This is a genomic window from Streptomyces sp. NPDC059499 (assembly GCF_042749285.1).
Taxonomy (GTDB): domain Bacteria; phylum Actinomycetota; class Actinomycetes; order Streptomycetales; family Streptomycetaceae; genus Streptomyces.
On sequence record NZ_JBHYTT010000010.1, the window covers coordinates 245,012 to 265,774 of the forward strand.

At 69.2% G+C, this 20,763-nt stretch carries 18 protein-coding genes; 8 read left to right on the forward strand and 10 right to left on the reverse strand.

The window, feature by feature from the left end; all coding sequences use genetic code 11:
- The first annotated feature begins 168 nt into the window (after positions 1–168).
- Positions 169–1,389, forward strand: coding sequence for a trypsin-like serine peptidase (locus ACFW9O_RS23645; RefSeq protein ID WP_384611917.1), 1,221 nt, complete (start codon positions 169–171; stop codon positions 1,387–1,389).
- A gap of 226 nt (positions 1,390–1,615) precedes the next feature.
- Complete coding sequence (locus ACFW9O_RS23650; protein WP_384611919.1) at positions 1,616–2,791, forward strand: trypsin-like serine peptidase; 1,176 nt, start codon at positions 1,616–1,618, stop codon at positions 2,789–2,791.
- Between the two features lie 112 nt (positions 2,792–2,903).
- Here ACFW9O_RS23650 and hflX read toward each other — a convergent pair whose 3' ends face one another.
- From hflX to miaA, 6 genes are all read right to left on the reverse strand, one after another.
- Positions 2,904–4,424: a GTPase HflX gene (gene hflX, locus ACFW9O_RS23655; protein WP_351167823.1), complete on the reverse strand. Its 1,521-nt coding sequence runs from the start codon at positions 4,422–4,424 to the stop codon at positions 2,904–2,906.
- Between the two features lie 132 nt (positions 4,425–4,556).
- Positions 4,557–6,047 (reverse strand): M1 family metallopeptidase, encoded by a 1,491-nt coding sequence (locus ACFW9O_RS23660; RefSeq protein ID WP_384611921.1) that lies wholly within the window; start codon positions 6,045–6,047, stop codon positions 4,557–4,559.
- Positions 6,048–6,225: 178 nt separating this feature from the next.
- Entirely contained in the window at positions 6,226–8,373 is a 2,148-nt protein-coding gene (locus tag ACFW9O_RS23665) for an HD domain-containing protein (protein ID WP_351167819.1), read from the reverse strand.
- Positions 8,374–8,513: 140 nt separating this feature from the next.
- Positions 8,514–9,386, reverse strand: a complete 873-nt coding sequence (gene dapF, locus ACFW9O_RS23670; protein WP_384611923.1) for a diaminopimelate epimerase — start codon at positions 9,384–9,386, stop codon at positions 8,514–8,516.
- A gap of 104 nt (positions 9,387–9,490) precedes the next feature.
- Complete coding sequence (locus ACFW9O_RS23675; protein ID WP_351167850.1) at positions 9,491–9,928, reverse strand: hypothetical protein; 438 nt, start codon at positions 9,926–9,928, stop codon at positions 9,491–9,493.
- Between the two features lie 108 nt (positions 9,929–10,036).
- Entirely contained in the window at positions 10,037–10,975 is a 939-nt protein-coding gene (gene miaA, locus ACFW9O_RS23680; RefSeq protein WP_351167815.1) for a tRNA (adenosine(37)-N6)-dimethylallyltransferase MiaA, read from the reverse strand.
- A 163-nt stretch (positions 10,976–11,138) separates the two neighbouring features.
- On the opposite strand from miaA, the gene ACFW9O_RS23685 reads away from it, so the two are divergent.
- Entirely contained in the window at positions 11,139–11,390 is a 252-nt protein-coding gene (locus ACFW9O_RS23685) for an antitoxin (protein WP_351167813.1), read from the forward strand.
- Positions 11,391–11,480: 90 nt separating this feature from the next.
- On the opposite strand, the gene ACFW9O_RS23690 is transcribed toward ACFW9O_RS23685, so the two are convergent.
- Both ACFW9O_RS23690 and miaB read right to left on the reverse strand, forming a co-directional pair.
- The gene (locus ACFW9O_RS23690) at positions 11,481–12,200 is read right to left on the reverse strand and encodes a class III extradiol dioxygenase subunit B-like domain-containing protein (protein WP_384611925.1); all 720 of its coding nucleotides are present in this window, start codon (positions 12,198–12,200) and stop codon (positions 11,481–11,483) included.
- A 92-nt stretch (positions 12,201–12,292) separates the two neighbouring features.
- Positions 12,293–13,813: a tRNA (N6-isopentenyl adenosine(37)-C2)-methylthiotransferase MiaB gene (gene miaB, locus ACFW9O_RS23695; RefSeq protein WP_384611927.1), complete on the reverse strand. Its 1,521-nt coding sequence runs from the start codon at positions 13,811–13,813 to the stop codon at positions 12,293–12,295.
- A gap of 99 nt (positions 13,814–13,912) precedes the next feature.
- On the opposite strand from miaB, the gene ACFW9O_RS23700 reads away from it, so the two are divergent.
- Positions 13,913–14,911, forward strand: a complete 999-nt coding sequence (locus tag ACFW9O_RS23700) for a TAXI family TRAP transporter solute-binding subunit (protein ID WP_384611929.1) — start codon at positions 13,913–13,915, stop codon at positions 14,909–14,911.
- Positions 14,912–14,920: 9 nt separating this feature from the next.
- On the opposite strand, the gene ACFW9O_RS23705 is transcribed toward ACFW9O_RS23700, so the two are convergent.
- Together ACFW9O_RS23705 and ACFW9O_RS23710 are read right to left on the reverse strand one after the other, a co-directional pair.
- Positions 14,921–16,315, reverse strand: a complete 1,395-nt coding sequence (locus ACFW9O_RS23705; RefSeq protein ID WP_351167805.1) for a HAMP domain-containing sensor histidine kinase — start codon at positions 16,313–16,315, stop codon at positions 14,921–14,923.
- Positions 16,316–16,330: 15 nt separating this feature from the next.
- Positions 16,331–17,023 (reverse strand): response regulator transcription factor, encoded by a 693-nt coding sequence (locus ACFW9O_RS23710; protein ID WP_329206760.1) that lies wholly within the window; start codon positions 17,021–17,023, stop codon positions 16,331–16,333.
- A gap of 343 nt (positions 17,024–17,366) precedes the next feature.
- Here ACFW9O_RS23710 and ACFW9O_RS23715 point away from each other — a divergent pair, with 343 nt between their 5' ends.
- The 4 genes from ACFW9O_RS23715 to ACFW9O_RS23730 all read left to right on the forward strand — a co-directional run bounded on the left by ACFW9O_RS23715 (position 17,367) and on the right by ACFW9O_RS23730 (position 20,730).
- A complete protein-coding gene (locus tag ACFW9O_RS23715) occupies positions 17,367–18,152 on the forward strand; it encodes an amino acid ABC transporter ATP-binding protein (protein ID WP_351167801.1) in 786 nt (261 codons plus the stop codon).
- A 64-nt stretch (positions 18,153–18,216) separates the two neighbouring features.
- Positions 18,217–19,059, forward strand: coding sequence for a glutamate ABC transporter substrate-binding protein (locus ACFW9O_RS23720; RefSeq protein WP_351167799.1), 843 nt, complete (start codon positions 18,217–18,219; stop codon positions 19,057–19,059).
- Positions 19,060–19,156: 97 nt separating this feature from the next.
- Entirely contained in the window at positions 19,157–19,822 is a 666-nt protein-coding gene (locus ACFW9O_RS23725) for an amino acid ABC transporter permease (protein ID WP_351167848.1), read from the forward strand.
- Positions 19,819–20,730: an amino acid ABC transporter permease gene (locus ACFW9O_RS23730; protein ID WP_351167797.1), complete on the forward strand. Its 912-nt coding sequence runs from the start codon at positions 19,819–19,821 to the stop codon at positions 20,728–20,730. The genes ACFW9O_RS23725 and ACFW9O_RS23730 overlap by 4 nt, the downstream gene beginning before the upstream one ends.
- Positions 20,731–20,763: the final 33 nt, after the last annotated feature.

Consider the following 20,763-nt stretch of genomic DNA (forward strand, 5'->3'; position numbering starts at 1 on the left):
GCACCGTCCCCAACGGCACCGGCATAGTGGGGGCCGCACTCCGGACGGGCTGCCGCTCCGACGCCCTCGGTGTGCGCGCTGCCGTACCACCAGGCAATGCCGCGCGCGCACCGAGCAGTCCGCAGTGCAGTACCGGAGTAAGTGACGAAGTCCCAGGGGGATCACCACATGCGACCCATCCGCCAGACCGATACCGCACGCCGCGGGAGGAGCGCACGTCGCATCTCCCCCGTGTTCGCCGCAGCCGCCCTCGCCGCTGTTCTGACGCTCACCACGACCGCCTGCGGCCCGGAGGAGGACGCGGCGAGCAGTGAGCCGAGCGCCGCCGCCGAGCAGCCGTCCGACGGCAAGGTCACCATCCCTGACGATCTGAAGGACCGGCTCAAGGAGCACGGGATCGACATCGAGCAGTGGAGGGACGGCGAGTGGAAGAACTGGGACAAGGAAAAGTGGCTGCGTGAGGCCAAGGACTACGTCAACCCGATCATCGAGGACCTCTGGGACCCCGACCGGATGCGGGATGCCGACAAGTCCCCCGAGAAGCCTGTCGACAACGACATCTCGGGCGACGAGGGCGTGACGGATCCGACCCCGGTTCCGGTCCGGGCCGCGGACCTGAAGACCCCGTACAACGGCAGCGCGCCCGAGTCCGGGAAGCTCCTCTTCGACGGTCCTGAGGGCTCCATGGTCTGCTCGGCGACCGTGGTGAAGGACCCGGCCCACCCCGGCAAGTCCAACATGGTGTGGACCGCGGGGCACTGCGTGCACGCGGGCAAGAACGGTGGCTGGTACCGCAACATCGCCTTCGTCCCGTCGTACAACGACAGCGGTCTGTCGGTGGCCGAGCTGCAGGACGCGACCAAGGAGGAGATCGCTCCCTACGGCGTGTGGTGGGGCCAGTGGGCACAGACCTCCGAGCAGTGGATCGCCCAGGGCGCCTCGACGGGCGGACAGGGTGCTCCGTACGACTTCGCGGTCCTGCAGGTCACGCCGGAGAAGGGTGCGACGGGCAAGTCCCTGGAGGAGACCGTCGGTTCGGCGCTGCCGGTCGAGTTCAACGCCCCGGCCGTCCCGGAGATCGACACCATGACGGCCACCGGCTATCCGGCGGCGCCGCCGTTCGACGGCCAGAAGGCGCTGCAGTGCGCCGACAAGCCGGGCCGCCTCTCCATCGCCGAGAACGAGCCGACGATGTACCGCATCGGGTGCACGATGACCGGTGGTTCCTCCGGTGGCGGCTGGGTCGCGGCCGGGCAGGACGGTAAGCCCGCGCTGGTCTCGAACACCTCCATCGGCCCGGTCACGGCGGGCTGGCTTGCCGGGCCGCGCCTCGGTTCGGAGGCCCAGGGCGTCTACACGGCGGTCAGCAAGAAGTACGCGGGCCGGTAGGTCCCGTCGCGGCCGCTCGCGCGAGCGGCGACACATCGGGCCCCCGGTACGGCAGTTGACGTACCGGGGGCCCAGTGGGGCCGGGTGGGCGTACTGCCCCACGACAGGCTTCGGAGGGCCCCCACGTCATAAGGTGGGCCCTCACCACGGATGGTCAGTGGGTGCGCCGACGCACCCACATGACGCGCTCATGGCAATCTGTACGGCACTCAGGGGGACCTTTTCCATGCGACCGATACGTCCGCTGCTGGCCGCGACCGGCCTTGTCGCGGCGCTCGCACTCACCGCCACGGCATGCGGCCCGGGCGAGGACAACGCCGCCGGCAAACCTGCCGCCGAAACCGCCGGATCCACCGGGGGCTCCGGGTCGGGTGATACGCCCGCGGATCTGGCCGACGCCCTGAAGAAGCACGGTGTCGATCCGGAGAAGTGGAAGAAGGGCGAATGGAAGAACTGGGACGAGGACAAGTGGCTGCGTGAGGCCAAGGACTTCGTCAACCCGGTCATCGAGGGGCTGTGGAAGCCCGACCGGATGAAGACCGCCAAGGACCCGGCAAGGACCATGTCGGCCGGCGACCTCTCCGGTGACCAGGGTGTGAGCGACCCTGAGCCTGCCCCGGTCCGGGCCGAGCCCGAGAAGCTGCCGTATCACCAACACGCGGCCCCGGTCGGCAAGGTCTTCTTCGACTCCCCCGAGGGTTCCATGGTGTGTTCGGGCACCGTGGTGAAGGACCCGGAGAACCCGGGCAGGTCCAACCTCGTCTGGACCGCCGGGCATTGCGTCCATGCCGGCTCGGAGGGCGGCTGGTACCGCAACATCGTCTTCGTCCCCTCGTACAACGACCAGGGCAAGTCCGCCGCCGCGCTGGAGAGCGCACAGCCTCAGGAGATCGCTCCGTACGGTACGTACTGGGCGGACTGGGCCGCGTCCTCCGGCGAGTGGATCGCCGACGGTGGCCACACGGGCGGCGCGGGAGCCCCGTACGACTACGCGGTGCTCCATGTGAAGCCGGAGAAGGGCACCAAGTCGCTCGAGGAGACCGTGGGCAACGCCCTGGCCGTCGACTTCGACGCCCCTGAGATCCAGCAGATCAGCGGCATGGGCGCCTGGGGCTACCCGGCGGGTCCGCCGTACGACGGACTGCTCATGCACAAGTGCGTCGACCGCCCCGGCCGCCTCTCGGTCACTCCCGGGACGCCGACGATGTACCGCATCGGCTGCTCGATGACCGGCGGCTCCTCCGGTGGCGGCTGGTTCGTCGCAGGCCCCGACGGCAAGTCCGTCCTGGTCTCCAACACCTCCATCGGCCCGGTCACGGCGGGCTGGCTGGCAGGTCCTCGGCTCGGTGAGGGCGCGCGGAGCATCTTCACCATGATGAGCGAGAAGTTCGCGGGTCGGTAGTCGGCCGGGACCCACGCGCCACGGCCGAAGGCCCGGACCCCCTGAGGGAGGTCCGGGCCTTCGGTCTGTACCTGTCCCGGGACCGTGTCCCAGGCGGCAGATCGGTGCCGCGTCAGCCGGTCACCGGCACGAACATCGCAAGTTCCGCCCCGAGCTCCTCGTGCACCCGCGCCTTGATCAGTGTGCCCTCCGCGGTGTGCTCCTCGGAGATCACCTCACCCTCGGCATGCACCCGGGAGACGAGTCCGCCCTGGATGTAGGGCACGAGTGCCTCGATCTCCACGGACGGGTGCGGCAGCTCGACATCGATCAGGGCGAGCAGTTCGTCGATGCCGGCACCGGTACGGGCCGACACGGCGATCGCGTGCTTCTCGGTGCGCAGGAGCCGCTGGAGCACGAGCGGGTCCGCCGCGTCCGCCTTGTTGATCACGACGACCTCGCGCACGTTGACCGCGCCGACCTCCCGGATCACCTCACGCACGGCGGCGAGCTGCTCCTCCGGCACCGGGTGGGAGCCGTCCACCACATGCAGGATCAGGTCGGACTCGCCGACCTCCTCCATGGTGGAGCGGAACGCCTCGACGAGGTGGTGCGGCAGGTGACGCACGAAACCGACGGTGTCGGCCAGGGTGTAGATCCGGCCGCTGGGCGTCTCCGCCCGGCGCACGGTCGGGTCAAGGGTGGCGAACAGCGAGTTCTCCACGAGGACACCCGCACCGGTGAGGCGGTTGAGCAGCGAGGACTTTCCGGCGTTGGTGTACCCGGCGATCGCGACCGACGGCACTTTGTTGCGCTTGCGCTCCTGGCGCTTGATCTCGCGGCCGGTCTTCATCTCCGCGATCTCACGGCGCATCTTCGCCATCTTCTCGCGGATACGACGCCGGTCCGTCTCGATCTTGGTCTCACCGGGACCACGGGTCGCCATGCCCCCGCCGCCGCTGGATCCGCCACCGCCCATCTGCCGGGAGAGCGACTGACCCCAGCCGCGCAGTCGCGGCAGCATGTACTGCATCTGTGCCAGCGACACCTGCGCCTTACCCTCTCGGGACTTGGCGTGCTGGGCGAAGATGTCGAGGATCAGGGCGGTCCTGTCGACCACCTTGACCTTGACGACGTCTTCCAGGTGGATCAGCTGACCCGGGCTGAGCTCACCGTCACAGACGACGGTGTCGGCCCCGGTTTCGAGAACGATGTCGCGCAGTTCCAGCGCCTTGCCCGAGCCGATGTAGGTGGCCGGGTCGGGCTTGTCGCGCCGCTGGAAGACCGCGTCGAGCACCTGGGCGCCGGCCGTCTCGGCCAGTGCCGCAAGCTCCGCGAGCGAAATCTCCGCGTCGTGCACCGTCCCCGAGGTCCAGACACCGACCAGCACGACGCGCTCGAGGCGCAGCTGCCGGTACTCGACCTCGGTGACGTCCTCGAGCTCGGTCGAGAGCCCTGCAACGCGACGAAGTGCCGCGCGCTCGGAGCGGTCGAGCTGATCGCCGTCCCGCTCGCCGTCGATTTCGTGGCTCCAGGCGACGTCCTCTTCCATCAGGGCGTCGGCCCGAAGGCTCTCGGTGAGGCTCTCGGAGTTGCTTTCCGTGGCGCTCTGCGCGTCCTGCGCGTCCTGGGGAAGGGAAGAAGAGGAGGTCATTGGATCCTTACGTCGATAGAAGTCCGATACGTCAGTCACAACGCGTGACCCTGCCGGAAGATTCCCGTGGGTGGATTCCCCGGCCGGCCGCGGTGCCGACGCCCTGATAGTGGCATGTCCCCGCTGGACGCGTCACGCGGGTTTCGCTGTGCGTGCCGAACCCTGCGGGCCCGCCGCTTTCTGCGGCTTCGCGCTGCGCCAGTCCGGGTGCCCCGGCATCGGAGGGGTCTTCTCCCCGTACAGCCAGCCGTCGAAGAACGCGGTCAGGTCCCGACCCGCGATCCTCGATGCCAGCGTCGTGAAGTGCGCGGTGCTCGCCGACTCGTCCCGGTACCTGTGCACCCAGGTCCGCTCCAGCCGGTCGAAGGCCTCCGCACCGATCTCCTGCCGCAGCGCGTACAGGACGAGCGCGCTGCCGTCGTACACCACGGGCCTGAACAGGCTGATCTTGTTGTCCGGGGACGGAGCGTCGGGATGCGCCGGCGGACCGCCGGCGGCGCGCCACGTGTCGGACCGGGTGTAGGCCTCGCGCATCCGCCGCTCCATCGGCTTCTGTGCGTGCTCCTGCGCGTAGAGGGCCTCGTACCAGGTGGCGTGGCCTTCGTTGATCCACAGATCGGACCATGCCTGGGGGGAGACGCTGTTGCCGAACCACTGGTGGGCCAGCTCGTGCACCATGATCGAGTCGACGTACCACTCCGGGTACCCGGAGGCGGTGAACAGTGACCGCTCGAAGAGCGACAGCGTCTGGGTCTCCAGCTCGAAGCCGGTCTCCGCGTCTGCCACGAGCAGCCCGTACGTCTCGAACGGATAGGGGCCGACCTGTGCCTCCATCCAGGCCACCTGCCCCGGGGTCTTCCGCAGCCACGGCTCCAGCTTCTCCCGGTCGGCCACCGGGACGACGTCACGCACGGGCAGGCCGTCCGGGCCGTTCCGCCGCAGGACGGCGGAACGGCCGATGGAGACCTGCGCCAGCTCCGTGGCCATCGGGTGCTCCGTGCGGTACGTCCAGGTCGTCGCCGTTCCGTGTCGTCGCGTTCCGGCGGACAGCCCGCCCGCCACGACCGTGAGGTTCTTCGGGGCGGTGACCCTAAAGGTGAAGTACGCCTTGTCCGACGGATGGTCGTTGCCCGGGAAGACCCGGTGCGCCGCGTCGGCCTGATTGGCCATGGCCAGGCCGTCCGCCGTGCGGACCCAACCGCCGTCGCTGCTCTCCCCGGACGGATCGCTCGTGTGCCGGACGGTGATGTTCACGGGTACGCCGGCCGGCAGCCGGTCGGGGGCCCGGACGATCAGGTCCTCGCCCTTGAGTGCGAACTCGGACCGCAGCCCGTTGACCTCCACGGCGCGGACGGCACCACGGGCGAAGTCGAGATTGATCTGTTCCAGTGGCGCGGTGGTCCGCGCCACGATCCTGGTGACGGCATCGAGCGGCTTGGTGTTGCTGCCGTGGTAGGTGAGCGAGATGTCGTACGAGAGGACGTCGTAGCCGGGGTTTCCGAGCTGAGGGAACAGGCGGTCGCCGATGCCGAGCGGCACTGGCGTGGGCGCGGTCGCGGCGACAAGGGTGGCCGACGCGGTGACCAGCAGAGCGGCCCGCAGTCGACGGGAGATGAGCGGCATGGACTACGGCTACCAGCGGGAACGCCCCACACGGGGGTGCCGCGCGCCGCGCCACCCGAACGGGTTCGTAGAGGGTCCTCACGGCTGGATGCCCGGTCGTCCGGCGCGGTCCGATGAAAGGACCGGCGCCGGCGGGGCGTGGTGTAACGGGACAGAGGGGCCGCGGCGGGCAGCGGGTTCAGGCCGTGGCGGCGGGCTGCTGGGCCCGGCTCACGTCGTACACACCCGGTACGTCGCGCATCGCCCGCATCAGCCCGGGCAGCCCTGCCGCGTCCGGGAGTTGCAGCGTGTAGGTGTGCCGGACGCGCTGTTCGCTGGGCGGCTCGACGGTCGCCGCGACGATGGCCGCGTCCGCGGTCGCGATGGCCTCGGTGAGATCGGCGAGGAGCCGGGGGCGTCCGAAGGATTCGGCGACGAGGGTGACCCGGTAGTCGGCCGCGTCGCACCAGTCGCCCGTGTCGTTCCAGCGCGCCCCGACGGCCGCCCGGCCCAGCGAACGCATCCGGGCCACCGCCGCACATTCACGCCGGTGCACGGTGACGGCTCCTCCGCGCACCGTGAAGCCGATGATGTCGTCGGGGGGAACAGGAGTGCAGCAGCCGGCCAGACGGACCGGGGCGCCCGGACCGTCGACGGCGACGCTCGCGGCGCGGCCTCCCGCCTTGCCGCGGCCGATCGCCGCATCGTCGGCCGGCTGGGTCTGCGGCCTCGGGGAGGCGGGGCGGCTTCCGTGAGGTCCCTGCGCGTCGCCGGGGTTGGCCTCGAGCCAGCCGGTGATCGCGATCCGTGCCCCGGGGGTACGGGCATGGTCGAGCCACTCGGGAGAGGGGCCGGAGGAGGCGTCCTGGGCCAGCAGGAGCTGCACCGTGTCGCCGTCGTTCAGAACGGTGCTGAGCGTGGCCAGGCGGCCGTTGACGCGGGCGCCGATGCAACCGTGCGCCTCTTCGCCGTACTGCGCGTACGCGGCGTCGACGCAGCTGGCCCCGGCGGGCAGGCCGAGCGTCCCGCCGTCCGTGCGGAAGACCGTGATCTCCCGGTCCTGGGCGAGATCGTCCCGCAGTGTGGTCCAGAAGGTGTCGGGGTCGGTGGCGGACTCCTGCCAGTCCAGGAGCCGGGAGAGCCAGCCGGGCCTTGTCGGGTCGGCGCGCTCGCCGTCGGCGGGTTCGGCCTGCAGCGCCGCGGTGGCGTTGTCGGGGGTGTACGGGTTGCCGAGCGCGACGACTCCCGCCTCCGCCACCTTGTGCATCTGGTGCGTCCGGATGAGGACTTCGGCGACCGCGCCCTCGGGGCCCACGACGGCGGTGTGCAGCGACTGGTAGAGGTTGAACTTGGGGGCTGCGATGAAGTCCTTGAACTCGGAGATCACCGGGGTGAAACAGGTATGCAGCTCACCGAGGACGGCGTAGCAGTCGGCGTCCTCGCCGACCAGCACCAGCAGCCGTCCGAAGTCGGTGCCGCGCAGCTCGCCCCGTTTGATCCTGACCCGGTACACCGAGACGAAGTGACGCGGTCTGATGAGGACTTCGGCGGTGATGCCGGCGTCCCTCAGTGTGGATCTGACGCTTTCCGCGATCTCCGCGAGCGGGTCCTGCGCGTTCTCCGACGCGGTGATCAGGGCCCGGGTGTTCTCGTACTCCTCGGGATGGAGGATCGCGAAGACGAGGTCCTCGAGCTCGGTCTTGAGTGCCTGCACGCCGAGCCGTTCGGCGAGCGGAATGAGCACGTCGCGGGTGACCTTGGCGATCCGTTCCTGCTTCTCGGGACGCATGACACCGAGGGTCCGCATGTTGTGCAGCCGGTCCGCCAGCTTGATCGACATGACCCGGACGTCGTTTCCGGTGGCGACGAGCATCTTGCGGAAGGTCTCGGGTTCGGCTGCCGCGCCGTAGTCGACCTTCTCCAGTTTGGTGACTCCGTCGACCAGGTAGCAGACCTCTTCGCCGAACTCCTCCCGGACCTGATCGAGGGTCACCTCGGTGTCCTCCACGGTGTCGTGGAGGAGGGAAGCGGTCAGGGTCGTCGTCTCGGCGCCGAGTTCGGCGAGGATCAGGGTCACGGCCAGCGGATGCGTGATGTACGGCTCGCCGCTCTTGCGCATCTGACCGCGGTGGGACGACTCGGCAAGCACGTAGGCCCGACGGAGGTTATCGAGGTCCGCGTCCGGGTAGTGGGCACGGTGGGTCTCCGCAACGTGTCCGATGGCGTCCGGCAGCCGGCCGCGGGAGGCAGGCCCGAGCAGGGCGACACGGCCGAGCCTGCGCAGATCGATCCGCGGACGACTGCGCTTGCGTAGGGGAGCACCTGGATTGGTGGCCTCTGCGCTCATGGGGCACCTCCGGCAACGTCGACCGGCGGTGAGGAGATGCGGATGCGCCTCCGGGCCGGTGCTTGATGCTACCGACCCCACCACGCGGCGCAGTCCAGCTCTCGCTCAGCGTGAAACGGATCACCCATTCGAGCGAAGCTCTACCCGATCACCGTTTCGAGCCAGGCCGGGTCGATCAAGCCTTCGGCGACGATCACGGCGGGCCCGGTCATGTCGACGGAGCCGTCCGGATGCTCGGTGATCACCAGTGTGCCGCCGGGGAGATCCACCGTGTACGTGGCGGGGACACCGGTCTCCGCGGGATCTGCACCGTCCCTGCGGGCGGCGGCGACGGCGACGGCGCAGGCGCCCGTACCGCAGGAGCGGGTCTCCCCCGAGCCGCGTTCGTGGACGCGCATCGCGACGTGGCGCGGCCCGCGGTCCACGACGAACTCGATGTTGACGCCGTCCGGGTAGACGGAGGCGGGGCTGAAAGGCGGCGCCGAGCGCAGTTCCCCCGCGTGTGCCAGGTCGTCGACGAAGGCGACGGCGTGCGGATTGCCCATGTTCACGTTGCGGGCGGCCCAGCTGCGGCCGTTCACCGAGACCGTGACGTCGTCCTCGGGGAGCACGGCGCGTCCCATGGAGACCGTGACGTCGCCGTCCTTGGCGATGTGCACCTTCTTGACACCGCCCCGGGTCGCGACGGCCAGATCGCCCTCGGCGACGAGTCCGGCGCGCTGCAGGTAGCTGGCGAAGACGCGCACGCCGTTGCCGCACATCTCGGCAATCGAGCCGTCGGAGTTGCGGTAGTCCATGAACCACTCGGCCCGGTCGGCCATGCCTCGCGCCTCCGGGTGCGCCGCGGACCGCACGACGTGCAGCAGACCGTCGCCGCCGATGCCCGCCCGGCGGTCGCACAGCCGGGCGACGACGGAAGCGGGCAGGTCGACGGCGTTGTCGGGGTCGGGAACGATCACGAAGTCGTTCTCTGTGCCGTGGCCCTTGAGGAAGGGGATCTGCGAAGTGCTCACGGAGCAACTGTACGAGGCCTCGCCGACAGTCCGCAGAGCCGGGGCGGCCGAGCCGGATCCGGCAGGCCGGACCCTGTCTCCACTCCGGGACCCGGGCCGCTCGGTCAGCGGAGCCGTGCCACGCGCCAGACGGCCAGGGCGACGATTCCGGCGCACACGGCGACGTACAGGCCGATCACCCGCCAGTCGGGGCGCTCGCTCGATCCTCTGGACGGCAGACCGGGCCATGTGTGGCCGACCCGGCGGGCCGCCATCATGCCCCAGCCCGCGGCGCAGCAGCTGATGAGCAGTCCCAGCATGGCCACGACCGCGCCGCCGTCGCCGAACTCGAAGGCGAGCGGGAAGGCGAACATCAGGGAGCCGAGCGCCGCAAGCACGACGATCGGTGCGAGCTGCCAGATCCGCATGCGGCGGGCGGGGCGCAGCTCGACTTCGACCTCGGGGGTCACGTCGTGCTCGTCCGGCCCGTCAGGGCTCAGTCGTCCTGCCTCGTGCTGCGTATCCGGTGCGTCCTGGTCTGTATCGCGAGGGCCGGCCTCCATCGCCACGCGCCCTCCCATACTCGGACTCCACTGGTCGATCGATGCTCGATGATGGCACGGCCCCGGGCACCGAAATGACGCGCTGAGCGTCCCGATGCCATCACGTGATCAGGCTGTAACCGCTCGTTCGACCAACGCCAGCGCCCGGTGCGGGAGTTCCCCACGCCGTTCCTCGGCACCGCTCAGCCAGTGGACTCGCGGGTCGCGCCTGAACCACGAGTCCTGGCGGCGCGCGAAGCGTTTGGTGGCGCGTACCGTCTCGGCGCGCGCCTCCTCCTCGGTGCATTCACCCGCAAGCGCCCCGAGCACCTGCTGATAGCCGAGCGCACGGGAGGCGGTGCGCCCCTCGCGCAGCCCCAGGGCCTCCAGGGAGCGCACCTCGTCGACGAGGCCGGCCTCCCACATCCGGTCCACCCTGGCGCTGATCCTCGCGTCCAGTTCCGGGCGCTCGACGTCCACACCGATCTGGAGTGCGTCGTAGACCGCCTCGTCCCCCGGGAGGTTGGCCGTGAAGGGTCTGCCCGTGATCTCGATGACCTCCAGGGCGCGGACGATGCGACGCCCGTTGCTGGGCAGAATGGCCCGGGCGGCGTCAGGATCCGCCGCCGCGAGCCGGGCGTGCAACGCGCCGGAACCGTGCTCCGTCAGCTCCTGTTCGAGCCGCCCGCGCACCTCGGGATCCGTACCGGGGAACTCCAGGGCGTCGATCGCGCCCTTCACGTAGAGGCCGGAACCGCCCACCAGGACGGGCGTGCGCCCTTCGGCGAGCAGCCGGTCGATCTCCGCACGGGCGAGCCGCTGGTACTCGGCGACACTGGCGGCCTCGGTGACGTCCCAGATGTCCAGCAGATGGTGGGGAATGTCACCGCGCTCGGGGACCGTCAGCTTCGCTGTGCCGATGTCCATCCCCCGGTAGAGCTGCATGGAGTCGGCGTTGACGACTTCACCACCGAGCTGCTGGGCGAGGAACACTCCCAGATCGGACTTTCCGGCTGCGGTGGGACCGACGACGGTGATGACGCGGGGAACGGGAGCTGGTCTTCTCACTGCGACAGTGTCCCAAACCCCGGGACGCTTCCCGGCCAAGTGCGTTTCACACCGCGGATGCCGAGTCCTTGCCCGGTCGGCCCAGTCGGACACTCCGAGTAACGCACTTTCCCTCCCGCGCGAGTAAAATGTGACGTCAGTCCCCCAGCACGGAAGGTGACCCATGGGTTTTCTGGACAGCCTGAAGGCCAAGCTGGCCCCGGCCAAGGAAAAGGTCGGTGACCTCGCGCAGCAACACGGGGGAAAGATCGACCAAGGCCTCGACAAGGCCGCTCGAACGGTCGACCAAAAGACCAAGGGCAAGTACAGCGACAAGATCGTGTCCGGCACGCAGAAGGCCAAGGACGCGGTCGACCGCCTGGGTCACAAGAACGAAGGCGGTACGCCTCCACCGCCCGCACCGCCCGCTTCCTGACCCGGGAGTGAACAGCCCTGAGGCCCGTGACGCGCGAGCGTTCCACGGGCCTCGGCGCTGCGGTCCGCCGTTCCTCGGGCCTCCTGCGGATCACGACCAGGCGGCAACGGCATAGCCCACGCCGTAGGGAGCCTCCTCGTACAGCAGCTGCCCGCCGAGCCCGGCCCCTTGGGCGGCGCCCGCGAGCACCTGCCACGGCGCCCGGCCCGCCACCTTCAGTTCGTACGCGAGCGACTCGTCCAGCGAGCCCAGCGCGGCGAGGTCCGCGGCACCCAGCGCACGGGCCACGGCGGTGTCGAAGCCGATCGCACGCTCGTCCAGGTAGCCGGGGGCCTTGACCGTGCGGCAGGCGCTGCCGTCGCCCATCACCAACAAGGCCACCCTGTCCGCCCGGCCGGCCAGGTCCAGACCGGCCTGGACGCAGCGGTCGGCGGCCAGCTGCTCCCTCACTCCGAGCGCTTCGACAGGTGCGCCGGCCCACCGGGCGCGGGCCAGCAGCCAGGCGCCGACGGCAAGGGATTCCGGGAGCGGGCGCTCGGGAGCCGGTGCCCCCGGGGGTACGTCGCCCAGCCGCACGCCGAGGTCGACGCCGAACCCGGCGAAGGAACCGGGCGAGCCTGCGGGAAACGGCCCACACGCCTCAGGCCCAGCCGGCCCGACCACGATCAGCAGGTCGGGACGCGCGGCGGCCAGCACCCCCAGCGCGTCGACGCACGCGGCCCTCGCGGTGTCGAGCTCGGGCGCGGCTCCGGCGGCTACTTCGGGAACCAGGAGCGGCGGACAGGGACAGACGGCGGCGGCGACAAGCATGCCGGTCAGCGTACTGCTGCCGCCCCCGGCGCGATCATGCGCGGCCACCCCGGAGCGGCCACTGCCCAATCCCCCGGGTCGGCCTCCGGCCGTCAGTCCCGGGCGCACCCCGGGGCCGCGGCGACGGGCAGCGGATCCGGAGCGCCGATGCCGGGCAGGCCCAGCATCACTCCGGCGGGCTGGGCGGCGGCCGCCCCGGCCCGCTTGTCCCAGGCATCTCCCGACCGGGTACGCCGTACGCCCAGGGGAGCGCCCTCGGCCAGGAGGTGGTGCGGAGCGGCATAGGAGATCTCGACGGTCACCACGTCCCCGGGACGCACCTCCTGCTCCGGCTTGGTGAAGTGCACGAGGCGATTGTCAGGTGCCCGGCCGGAGAGACGGTGCGTGGCACCGTCCTTGCGCCCCTCACCCTCGGCGACCATGACCTCCAGGGTGCGGCCGACCTGCTTCTTGTTCTCCTCCCAGGAGATCTCCTCCTGGAGGGCGGACAGGCGCATGTAGCGCTCCTGGACGACCTCCTTGGGGATCTGCCCCTCCATGTCGGCGGCCGGGGTCCCGGGACGCTTGGAGTACTGGAAGGTGAAGGCGTTCGCGAATCGCGCCTCGCGCACCGCGTGCATCGTCTGCTCGAAGTCCTCCTCGGTCTCACCCGGGAAGCCCACGATGATGTCGGTGGAGATGGCGGCGTCCGGCATCGCGGCGCGCACCTTCTCGATGATCCCGAGGAAGCGGTCCTGACGGTACGAGCGCCGCATCGCCTTCAGGATCGTGTCCGAGCCCGACTGCATCGGCATGTGGAGCTGCGGCATCACGTTCGGCGTCTCGGCCATCGCCGCGATCACGTCGTCGGTGAAGTCGCGCGGGTGGGGCGAGGTGAACCGCACCCGCTCCAGACCGTCGATGCCGCCGCAGGCGCGCAGCAGCTTGGAGAAGGCCTCGCGGTCACCGATGTCGGAGCCGTACGCGTTCACGTTCTGGCCGAGCAGCGTGATCTCGCTGACGCCCTCGGCGACCAGCGCCTCGATCTCGGCCAGGATGTCGCCGGTGCGGCGGTCCTTCTCCTTGCCCCGCAGCGCCGGGACGATACAGAACGTGCAGGTGTTGTTGCAGCCCACGGAGATCGACACCCACGCGGCGTACGCGGACTCGCGGCGGGTGGGCAGCGTGGAGGGGAACGCCTCCAGGGACTCGGCGATCTCGATCTGCGCCTCCTCCTGGATGCGCGCGCGCTCCAGGAGCACCGGCAGCTTGCCGATGTTGTGCGTACCGAAGACCACGTCCACCCAGGGCGCCCGCCGCACGATGGTGTCGCGGTCCTTCTGCGCGAGGCAGCCGCCGACGGCGATCTGCATCCCGGGGCGCTTCGTCTTCATCGGGGCGAGCCGGCCGAGGTTGCCGTAGAGCTTGTTGTCGGCGTTCTCACGTACCGCGCAGGTGTTGAAGACGACGACGTCGGCGTCACCGTCGGAGCCCTCCGGGGCGCGCACGTAGCCGGCGTCCTCGAGCAGCCCCGACAAGCGTTCGGAGTCGTGGACGTTCATCTGGCACCCGTAAGTGCGTACCTCGTAGCTCTTCTGGACGTCCACTGCTTCGCTCCGGTTGCCGCTGCTCATGGGACAAGGGTAGGCGCTGGCGACGCCCCTCCCGCCGCCGGAGCCTCTGCCCGCCGTCCGGCCTGGCCAGGACGGGGGGCGGCCTGGCAGGATCGCGCCATGCTGCACGCCCTGTCCCGATTCGGCCGACGACGCACCCTTCAGGGGGGCGCGGTAGCCGCTGTCGTTCTCGGGCTGCTGCTGTGGTGGGTGCTCCCGCTCGGGGAGCCGGAGCCGAGCGGATCGCTGACCTTCTCCACCGGCGTACGCAGCGGGGTCTACCAGCGCTACGGGCAGCGGCTCGAGGGTGCGCTGGCCAAGGACATGCCCAAGGTGTCGATAGAGCTGCAGACCAGCGAGGGGTCGCAGCAGAACATCGAACGCGTCGCGACGGGGCAGGCGGACTTCACCATCGCCACCGCCGATGCCGTTACCACCTATCTGCAGAGCGGCAAGCCGGGTGGCGCTCGTCTGCGCGGCTGCGTCCGGCTGTACGACGACTACGTCCAGCTGATCGTGCCCAGGGGCTCGAAGATCCAGAAGGTCTCCGATCTGGTTGGCAAACGAGTGGGTGTGGGCCAGAAGGGATCGGGGGTGCGCCTGGTCGCCGACCGGCTGATGACGGCGGCGGGCATCGATCCGGCCGAGGACATCACGCCGGTCCCGGCCGGTATCGACACGATGCCCGCCAGGCTGATGGACGACGGGCTCGACGCCTTCTTCTGGTCGGGAGGCCTGCCGACCGGCGCGGTGCAGGAGCTCTCGGAGCGGTTCGCCATCCGCCTGGTTCCGCTGGAGGACACTCTGATCACCGAGCTCCAGGCAGCCGGCGGGTCCACCCGCCACTACCGCTCGGCCGTGATGCCCGCCGACGCGTACCGTCACGCGCAGCAGGGTCAGGCCGTGCAGACCGTCGCGGTCGCCAATCTGCTGATCACGACGGATCGCACCGATCCTCTGATGACCGAGGCCTTCACCCGTACGGTGATCGACAGCCGGGACCGGATAGGCCGCGAGGTGCACGCGGCGCAACTGGTGGACCTGCGAACCGCGATCTACACCGATCCGCTGCCGCTGCACGAAGGCGCCAAGCGCTACTACCGCTCGGCCAAGCCCTGAACCTCCGCATCACGCGTGCGGAAGGTTGCGGGGCACGCTGACCGTCACCCGCAGCCCGTGCGGTTCGTGCTTGTCGTACCCGACCGTCCCGCCGCCCGCGGCGAGCAGCACCCGGGCGATCGAGAGCCCGAGGCCCGACCCCTTGATGTTCTGGTGCCGGTTGCTGCGCCAGAAGCGGTCACCGATGCGCTCCAGTTCCTGCTCGGTCAGCCCGGGCCCGCGGTCGGCGACGACCACCGTGGCGACCGCGCCGTCGGAGGCTACGGTGACCCGGACCTCCTCGCCCTCCGGCGTGAACTTCAGCGCGTTGTCGACGACGGCGTCCAGGGCGCTGGAGAGCGCGATCGGGTCGGCCCAGCCGGTCACCGCGGACGCGCCGTCCAGGACCAGCCGTACACCCTTGTACTCGGCCGACGGACGCCACGAGGCCACGCGTTCCGCGGTGAGCGCCCCGATGTCCGTGAGCTGGAGATCCGCCGCGGCGTGTTCGGCCAGGGCCAGGTCCAGCAGATCGTCCAGGACGTGGGCCAGGCGCTTGCCCTCCGTACGCACCGAGGCGATCTCCTCGTTGCCCTCGGGGAGTTCGAGCGCGAGGAGCTCGATCCGCAGCAGCAGCGCGGCCAGGGGGTTGCGCAGTTGGTGCGACGCGTCCGCGACGAAGGCGCGCTGCTGCTCCAGTACGTCCTCGACGTTGTCGGCCATCTCGTTGAACGAGCGTGCCAGGCGCCTGAGCTCGGGCGGTCCTCCGGACGCGACGACCCGGGACCTCATCCGGCCGCTGGCGATGTCGTGGGTCGCCGCGTCCAGAATCCGTACGGGCAGCAGCACCCAGCCGGTGAGCCGGAACGCGGCGCCGACCGCCACCAGCATCGCCACGGCCTCGCCGAGAGCGATCAGCAGCCAGCCGCGCAGTGTGCGGGACCGCATCTCGCCGGTGGGCGAGTCGGTCACGACGACAGCGACCACGTCACCGTCGCGCACCACGGGTGAAGCGACGACGATGCGGCCCTTCTGCCACGGCCACACCTGGGGCGGGTCATGGGAACGGCGGCCGAGGAGTGCCTCCTTGAACGCTTCACGCCCCTCCCCCTCGACCGGCAGGGTCCAGGAGCCGGGCGCCTTAGCGAGGGCTCTGTCGTCCCGGTAGAAGACCCCTGCCCGGATCCCGTACACCGAGTCGTACGCCTCGAGTTCGGTCTGGAGTATCCGCTGCCGCTCGTCGTTGCCCTCCACGGGCTCGCTGACGAACTGGGCGAGTGCGGCAAAGCGTGCCGTGTCGTCGATCCGGTCGATGACGACCCGCTGCTGTTCGGCGGCGGCCACCCGCACGGCCAGCGGGAAGCCCAGCGCGAGCAGCACGGCGGCCATCAGGACGATGAGCAGGGGAAGCAGACGGGTACGCACCTGGAACGTTCGCCCCTACGCGGACGGCGGGACGAGCCGGTAACCGACGCCCCGCACGGTCTCGATCAGTGCGGGAAGGCGCAGCTTGGAACGCAGCGACGCGACGTGCACCTCGAGGGTGCGCCCCGTCCCCTCCCAGCTGGTCCGCCACACCTCACTGATGATCTGTTCCCGGCGGAAGACCACACCCGGACGCTGGGCGAGCAGCGCGAGGAGGTCGAACTCCTTGCGTGTGAGCTGGACCTCGTGATCGTCGACGCTGACCCTGCGGGTCGGCAGCTCGATGTGCACGGGGCCGACCCGCAGAGCTGCGAGTGGGGTCTGGCCGGTGTCCTCGCCGGCCGTCCTGCGCCGGGCGACCGCGTGGATCCGGGCAAGGAGCTCGCCGGTGTCGTAGGGCTTGACGACGTAGTCGTCGGCGCCGAGGTTGAGGCCGTGGATCCGTGAGCGTACGTCGGCACGCGCCGTCACCATGATCACCGGGATCGCGGAGCGCTTGCGGATCTTCCCGCACACCTCGTAGCCGTCCTGGTCGGGAAGGCCGAGGTCGAGGAGCACGACTCCGAAGGGCTCCTTGTCCGCGGGCAGCAGCGCCTGCAGGGCCTCCTCGCCGTTCCGGGCGTGCACGACCCGGAATCCGTGCCGCGCGAGCACGGCGGACAGGGCCGCCGCGACGTGGTCGTCGTCCTCGACGAGCAGCAGTCTCATGGCCCCCCTCTCCGCTTCCCGACATTTCGGGACGATTGAAAACGATGCGTGATGTTGCGCAGGCGTTCCGCCCCGCGAACCTTCTCGTACGGCGACGATTCACGCCATCCCGTACCAGGGCATCCACTCCGATGACGGGTACGCCAGTCAAGGCCCAGCCCGTTACCACTGGGTTTCCGTTACCCACCCGGTACTCCGACGTGCGCCTCGTGACGCCCTGTTCACACGGTGTGTCCGGTTGCGGCCGGATCGTTATGCTCAATTTCCGCTCAGATGTAATGACGCTGGTAGCACTGCGTCACTAGGGTCTTTCCCTAACCGAGGAGGACGGAGCAAAAAGCCGATGAGCGGAGTTTCAGTGACCAAGGCCGCCGAGGATGCCGCACCTGCGGGAGACGACCTTGTCGTACTGAGCAACGTCAACAAGCACTTCGGCGCGCTGCATGTGCTCCAGGACATCGACCTGACCATCGCCCGTGGCGAGGTCGTCGTCGTCATCGGGCCCTCCGGGTCCGGGAAGTCCACGCTGTGCCGCACGATCAACCGCTTGGAGACGATCGACTCGGGCGCGATCACGATCGACGGCAAGCCGCTGCCCCAGGAGGGCAAGGAGCTGGCCAGGCTGCGTGCCGACGTCGGCATGGTCTTCCAGTCGTTCAATCTCTTCGCGCACAAGACGGTGCTCGAGAACGTGATGCTGGGCCAGCTCAAGGTCCGCAAGATGGACAAGGCGGTCGCCGAGGACAAGGCACGTTCACTGCTCGACCGGGTGGGCGTGGCAACACAGGCCGACAAGTACCCTTCGCAGCTCTCCGGGGGTCAGCAGCAACGCGTCGCCATCGCACGTGCGTTGGCGATGGACCCCAAGGTCATGCTGTTCGACGAGCCGACGTCCGCGCTCGACCCGGAAATGATCAATGAGGTGCTGGAGGTCATGCAGCAGCTCGCCCGGGACGGGATGACCATGGTCGTCGTCACCCACGAGATGGGCTTCGCCAGGTCGGCGGCCAACCGCGTCGTCTTCATGGCGGACGGGAAGATCGTCGAAGAGGCAGTGCCCGACCAGTTCTTCAGCAACCCGCGCAGTGACCGGGCCAAGGACTTCCTGTCGAAGATCCTTCACCACTGACCCCGCACGACTGTTCTCCGGACCAGCTGAATACTCACATCGCGTCAACCCAGGGAATTTCACCATGCAGCTTCGTAAGGTCACCGCCGCCTCGGCCGCCGTGCTCGCGCTCGCCCTCACCGCCACCGCTTGTGGTTCCGACAGCAAGGACGACGCCGCGGGATCCGGCGGCGGCGAGAAGATCACGATCGGTATCAAGATCGACCAGCCCGGCATCGGTCTGAAGACGCCCGAGGGCAAGTACACCGGCTTCGACGTCGACGTCGCCACGTACGTCGCCAAGGAGCTCGGCTTCGACGCGAAGAACATCGTCTTCAAGGAGACGAAGAGCGCCGACCGTGAGACCGCGATCGAGCGCGGCGACGTCAAGTTCATCGCCGCCTCCTACTCGATCAACGACGAGCGCCTGCAGAAGGTCGACTTCGCCGGCCCGTACCTGCTGGCTCACCAGGACATCCTGGTCCGCGCCGACGACGACTCGATCAAGTCCCCGGCGGACCTGAACTCGAAGAACCTCTGCTCCGTGACCGGTTCGACCTCTGCGGCGAACGTCAAGGAGAAGCTCGCCCCGAAGGCGCAGCTGCAGGAGTACGGCGGCTACTCCGAGTGCCTGACCGGTCTGGAGAACGAGGCCGTCGACGCTCTGACGACCGATGACTCCATCCTGGCCGGCTTCGCCTCGCAGGCCCAGTTCCAGGGCAAGTTCAAGCTCGCCGGCTTCAAGATGTCCAACGAGAACTACGGCATCGGTCTGAAGAAGGGCGACGCCGACCTCAAGAAGAAGATCGACGCCGCGCTCACCAAGATGGTCTCGGACGGTTCATGGGACAAGGCGGTCGAGACCAACTTCGGCCCGGCCAACTACAAGAACGAGCCTGCCCCGAAGATCGGCAACATCGTCAAGTAAGGCCCCCATTGCGGGCGGTCCGAAGCTGGGCCGATGAGGTGCGCCGCCATCGAGGCGGCGCACCGTGCCCTCCCCACACGCGGAAGCACGGGAGATCGTGTTCGACTTTCTTGAGCCCTACGACCTACTGGGGGCCTTCTGGGTGACGGTGAAGCTCACCGTCTACTCCGCCCTCGGTGCCCTCATATGGGGAACGCTGCTGGCCGGCATGCGGGTCGGCCCGGTCCCCCTGATGCGCGGTTTCGGAACCGCCTATGTGAACATCGTCCGCAACATCCCGCTGACCGTGATCATCGTCTTCGCGTCTCTGGGTCTCTTCCAGACACTCAGGATCACCTTCGGATCCGACGACTTCAAGGTCATCAACTTCCGGCTCGCGGTACTCGCGCTCGCCCTCTACACCGCCGCCTTCGTCTGCGAGGCGCTGCGCTCGGGCATCAACACCGTGCCTGCCGGCCAGGCCGAGGCCGCCCGCGCACTCGGGCTGAGCTTCACCCAGGTACTGCGCCTGATCATCCTTCCGCAGGCCTTCCGCTCGGTCGTCAACCCGCTGGCCAATGTGCTGATCGCATTGACCAAGAACACCACCGTCGCCGCGGCGATCGGTGTCGTCGAGGCTGCGTCGCTCATGAAGACCATCATCGAGGCAGAGGCTCAACTGATCCTGATCTCTGCTGTCTTCGCGTTCGGATTCATCTGCCTCACCCTCCCGACCGGGCTTGTCCTCGGCTGGGTGAGCAAGAAGGTGGCGGTGAAGCGATGACATCCGTCCTCTTCGACGCACAGGGGCCCCGCGCCAAGCGGCGCAACGTCCTGTACTCGGTCCTCTTCCTGCTCGTCTTCGCCGGCGTGCTGTGGTGGGTCTACGACGGGCTGAACTCGAAGCACCAGCTGGACTGGGTGAAGTGGGAGCCGTTCTTCACGAGTTCCCTGCCGTGGGAGACGTACCTCTGGCCGGGGCTCCAGAACACGCTCAAGGCCGCGTTCTTCGCCCTGATCATCGCTCTGCCGCTGGGGGCACTGTTCGGTATCGGTCGGCTCTCCGACCACCGGGCGGTGCGGATGCCGTCCGGCATCGTCGTGGAGTTCTTCCGCGCCATCCCGGTCCTGATCCTGATGATCGCGGCGAACGCCGCGTACTCGGAATTCACGAACATCAGCAGCGACGTGCGGCCGCTGTACGCCGTCGTCACGGGTCTCGTGCTGTACAACGCCTCGGTTCTCGCCGAGATCGTGCGGGCCGGAATCCAGTCCCTCCCGCAGGGGCAGACGGATGCCGCCAAGGCGATCGGCATGCGCAAGGGCCAGACCATGCGGTACGTGCTGCTGCCGCAGTCGGTCACCGCCATGCTGCCCGCGATCGTCAGCCAGATCGTCGTCATCGTGAAGGACACCGCTCTCGGCGGTGCGGTGCTCACCTTCCCCGAGCTGCTCGCCTCGGTCCGTCCGATGAGCGCGAACTACGGCGCGAACACCATCGCGTGCTTCACCGTCATCGCGCTGATCTACATCGTGCTGAACTTCGCACTCACCTCGTTCGCGAGCTGGCTCGAAGGCAGGCTGCGCCGCGCCAAGAAGAGCACGGGCGCAGTGGTCGGTGTCGCGCCGGACGGTGGTCTGGAGACCATCGAGGCGCCGCCGGTCAAGTCGGACGGCACACGCGAGGTCTGACGGGCCATCGGTCAAGGATCCACTGGGGGGCGC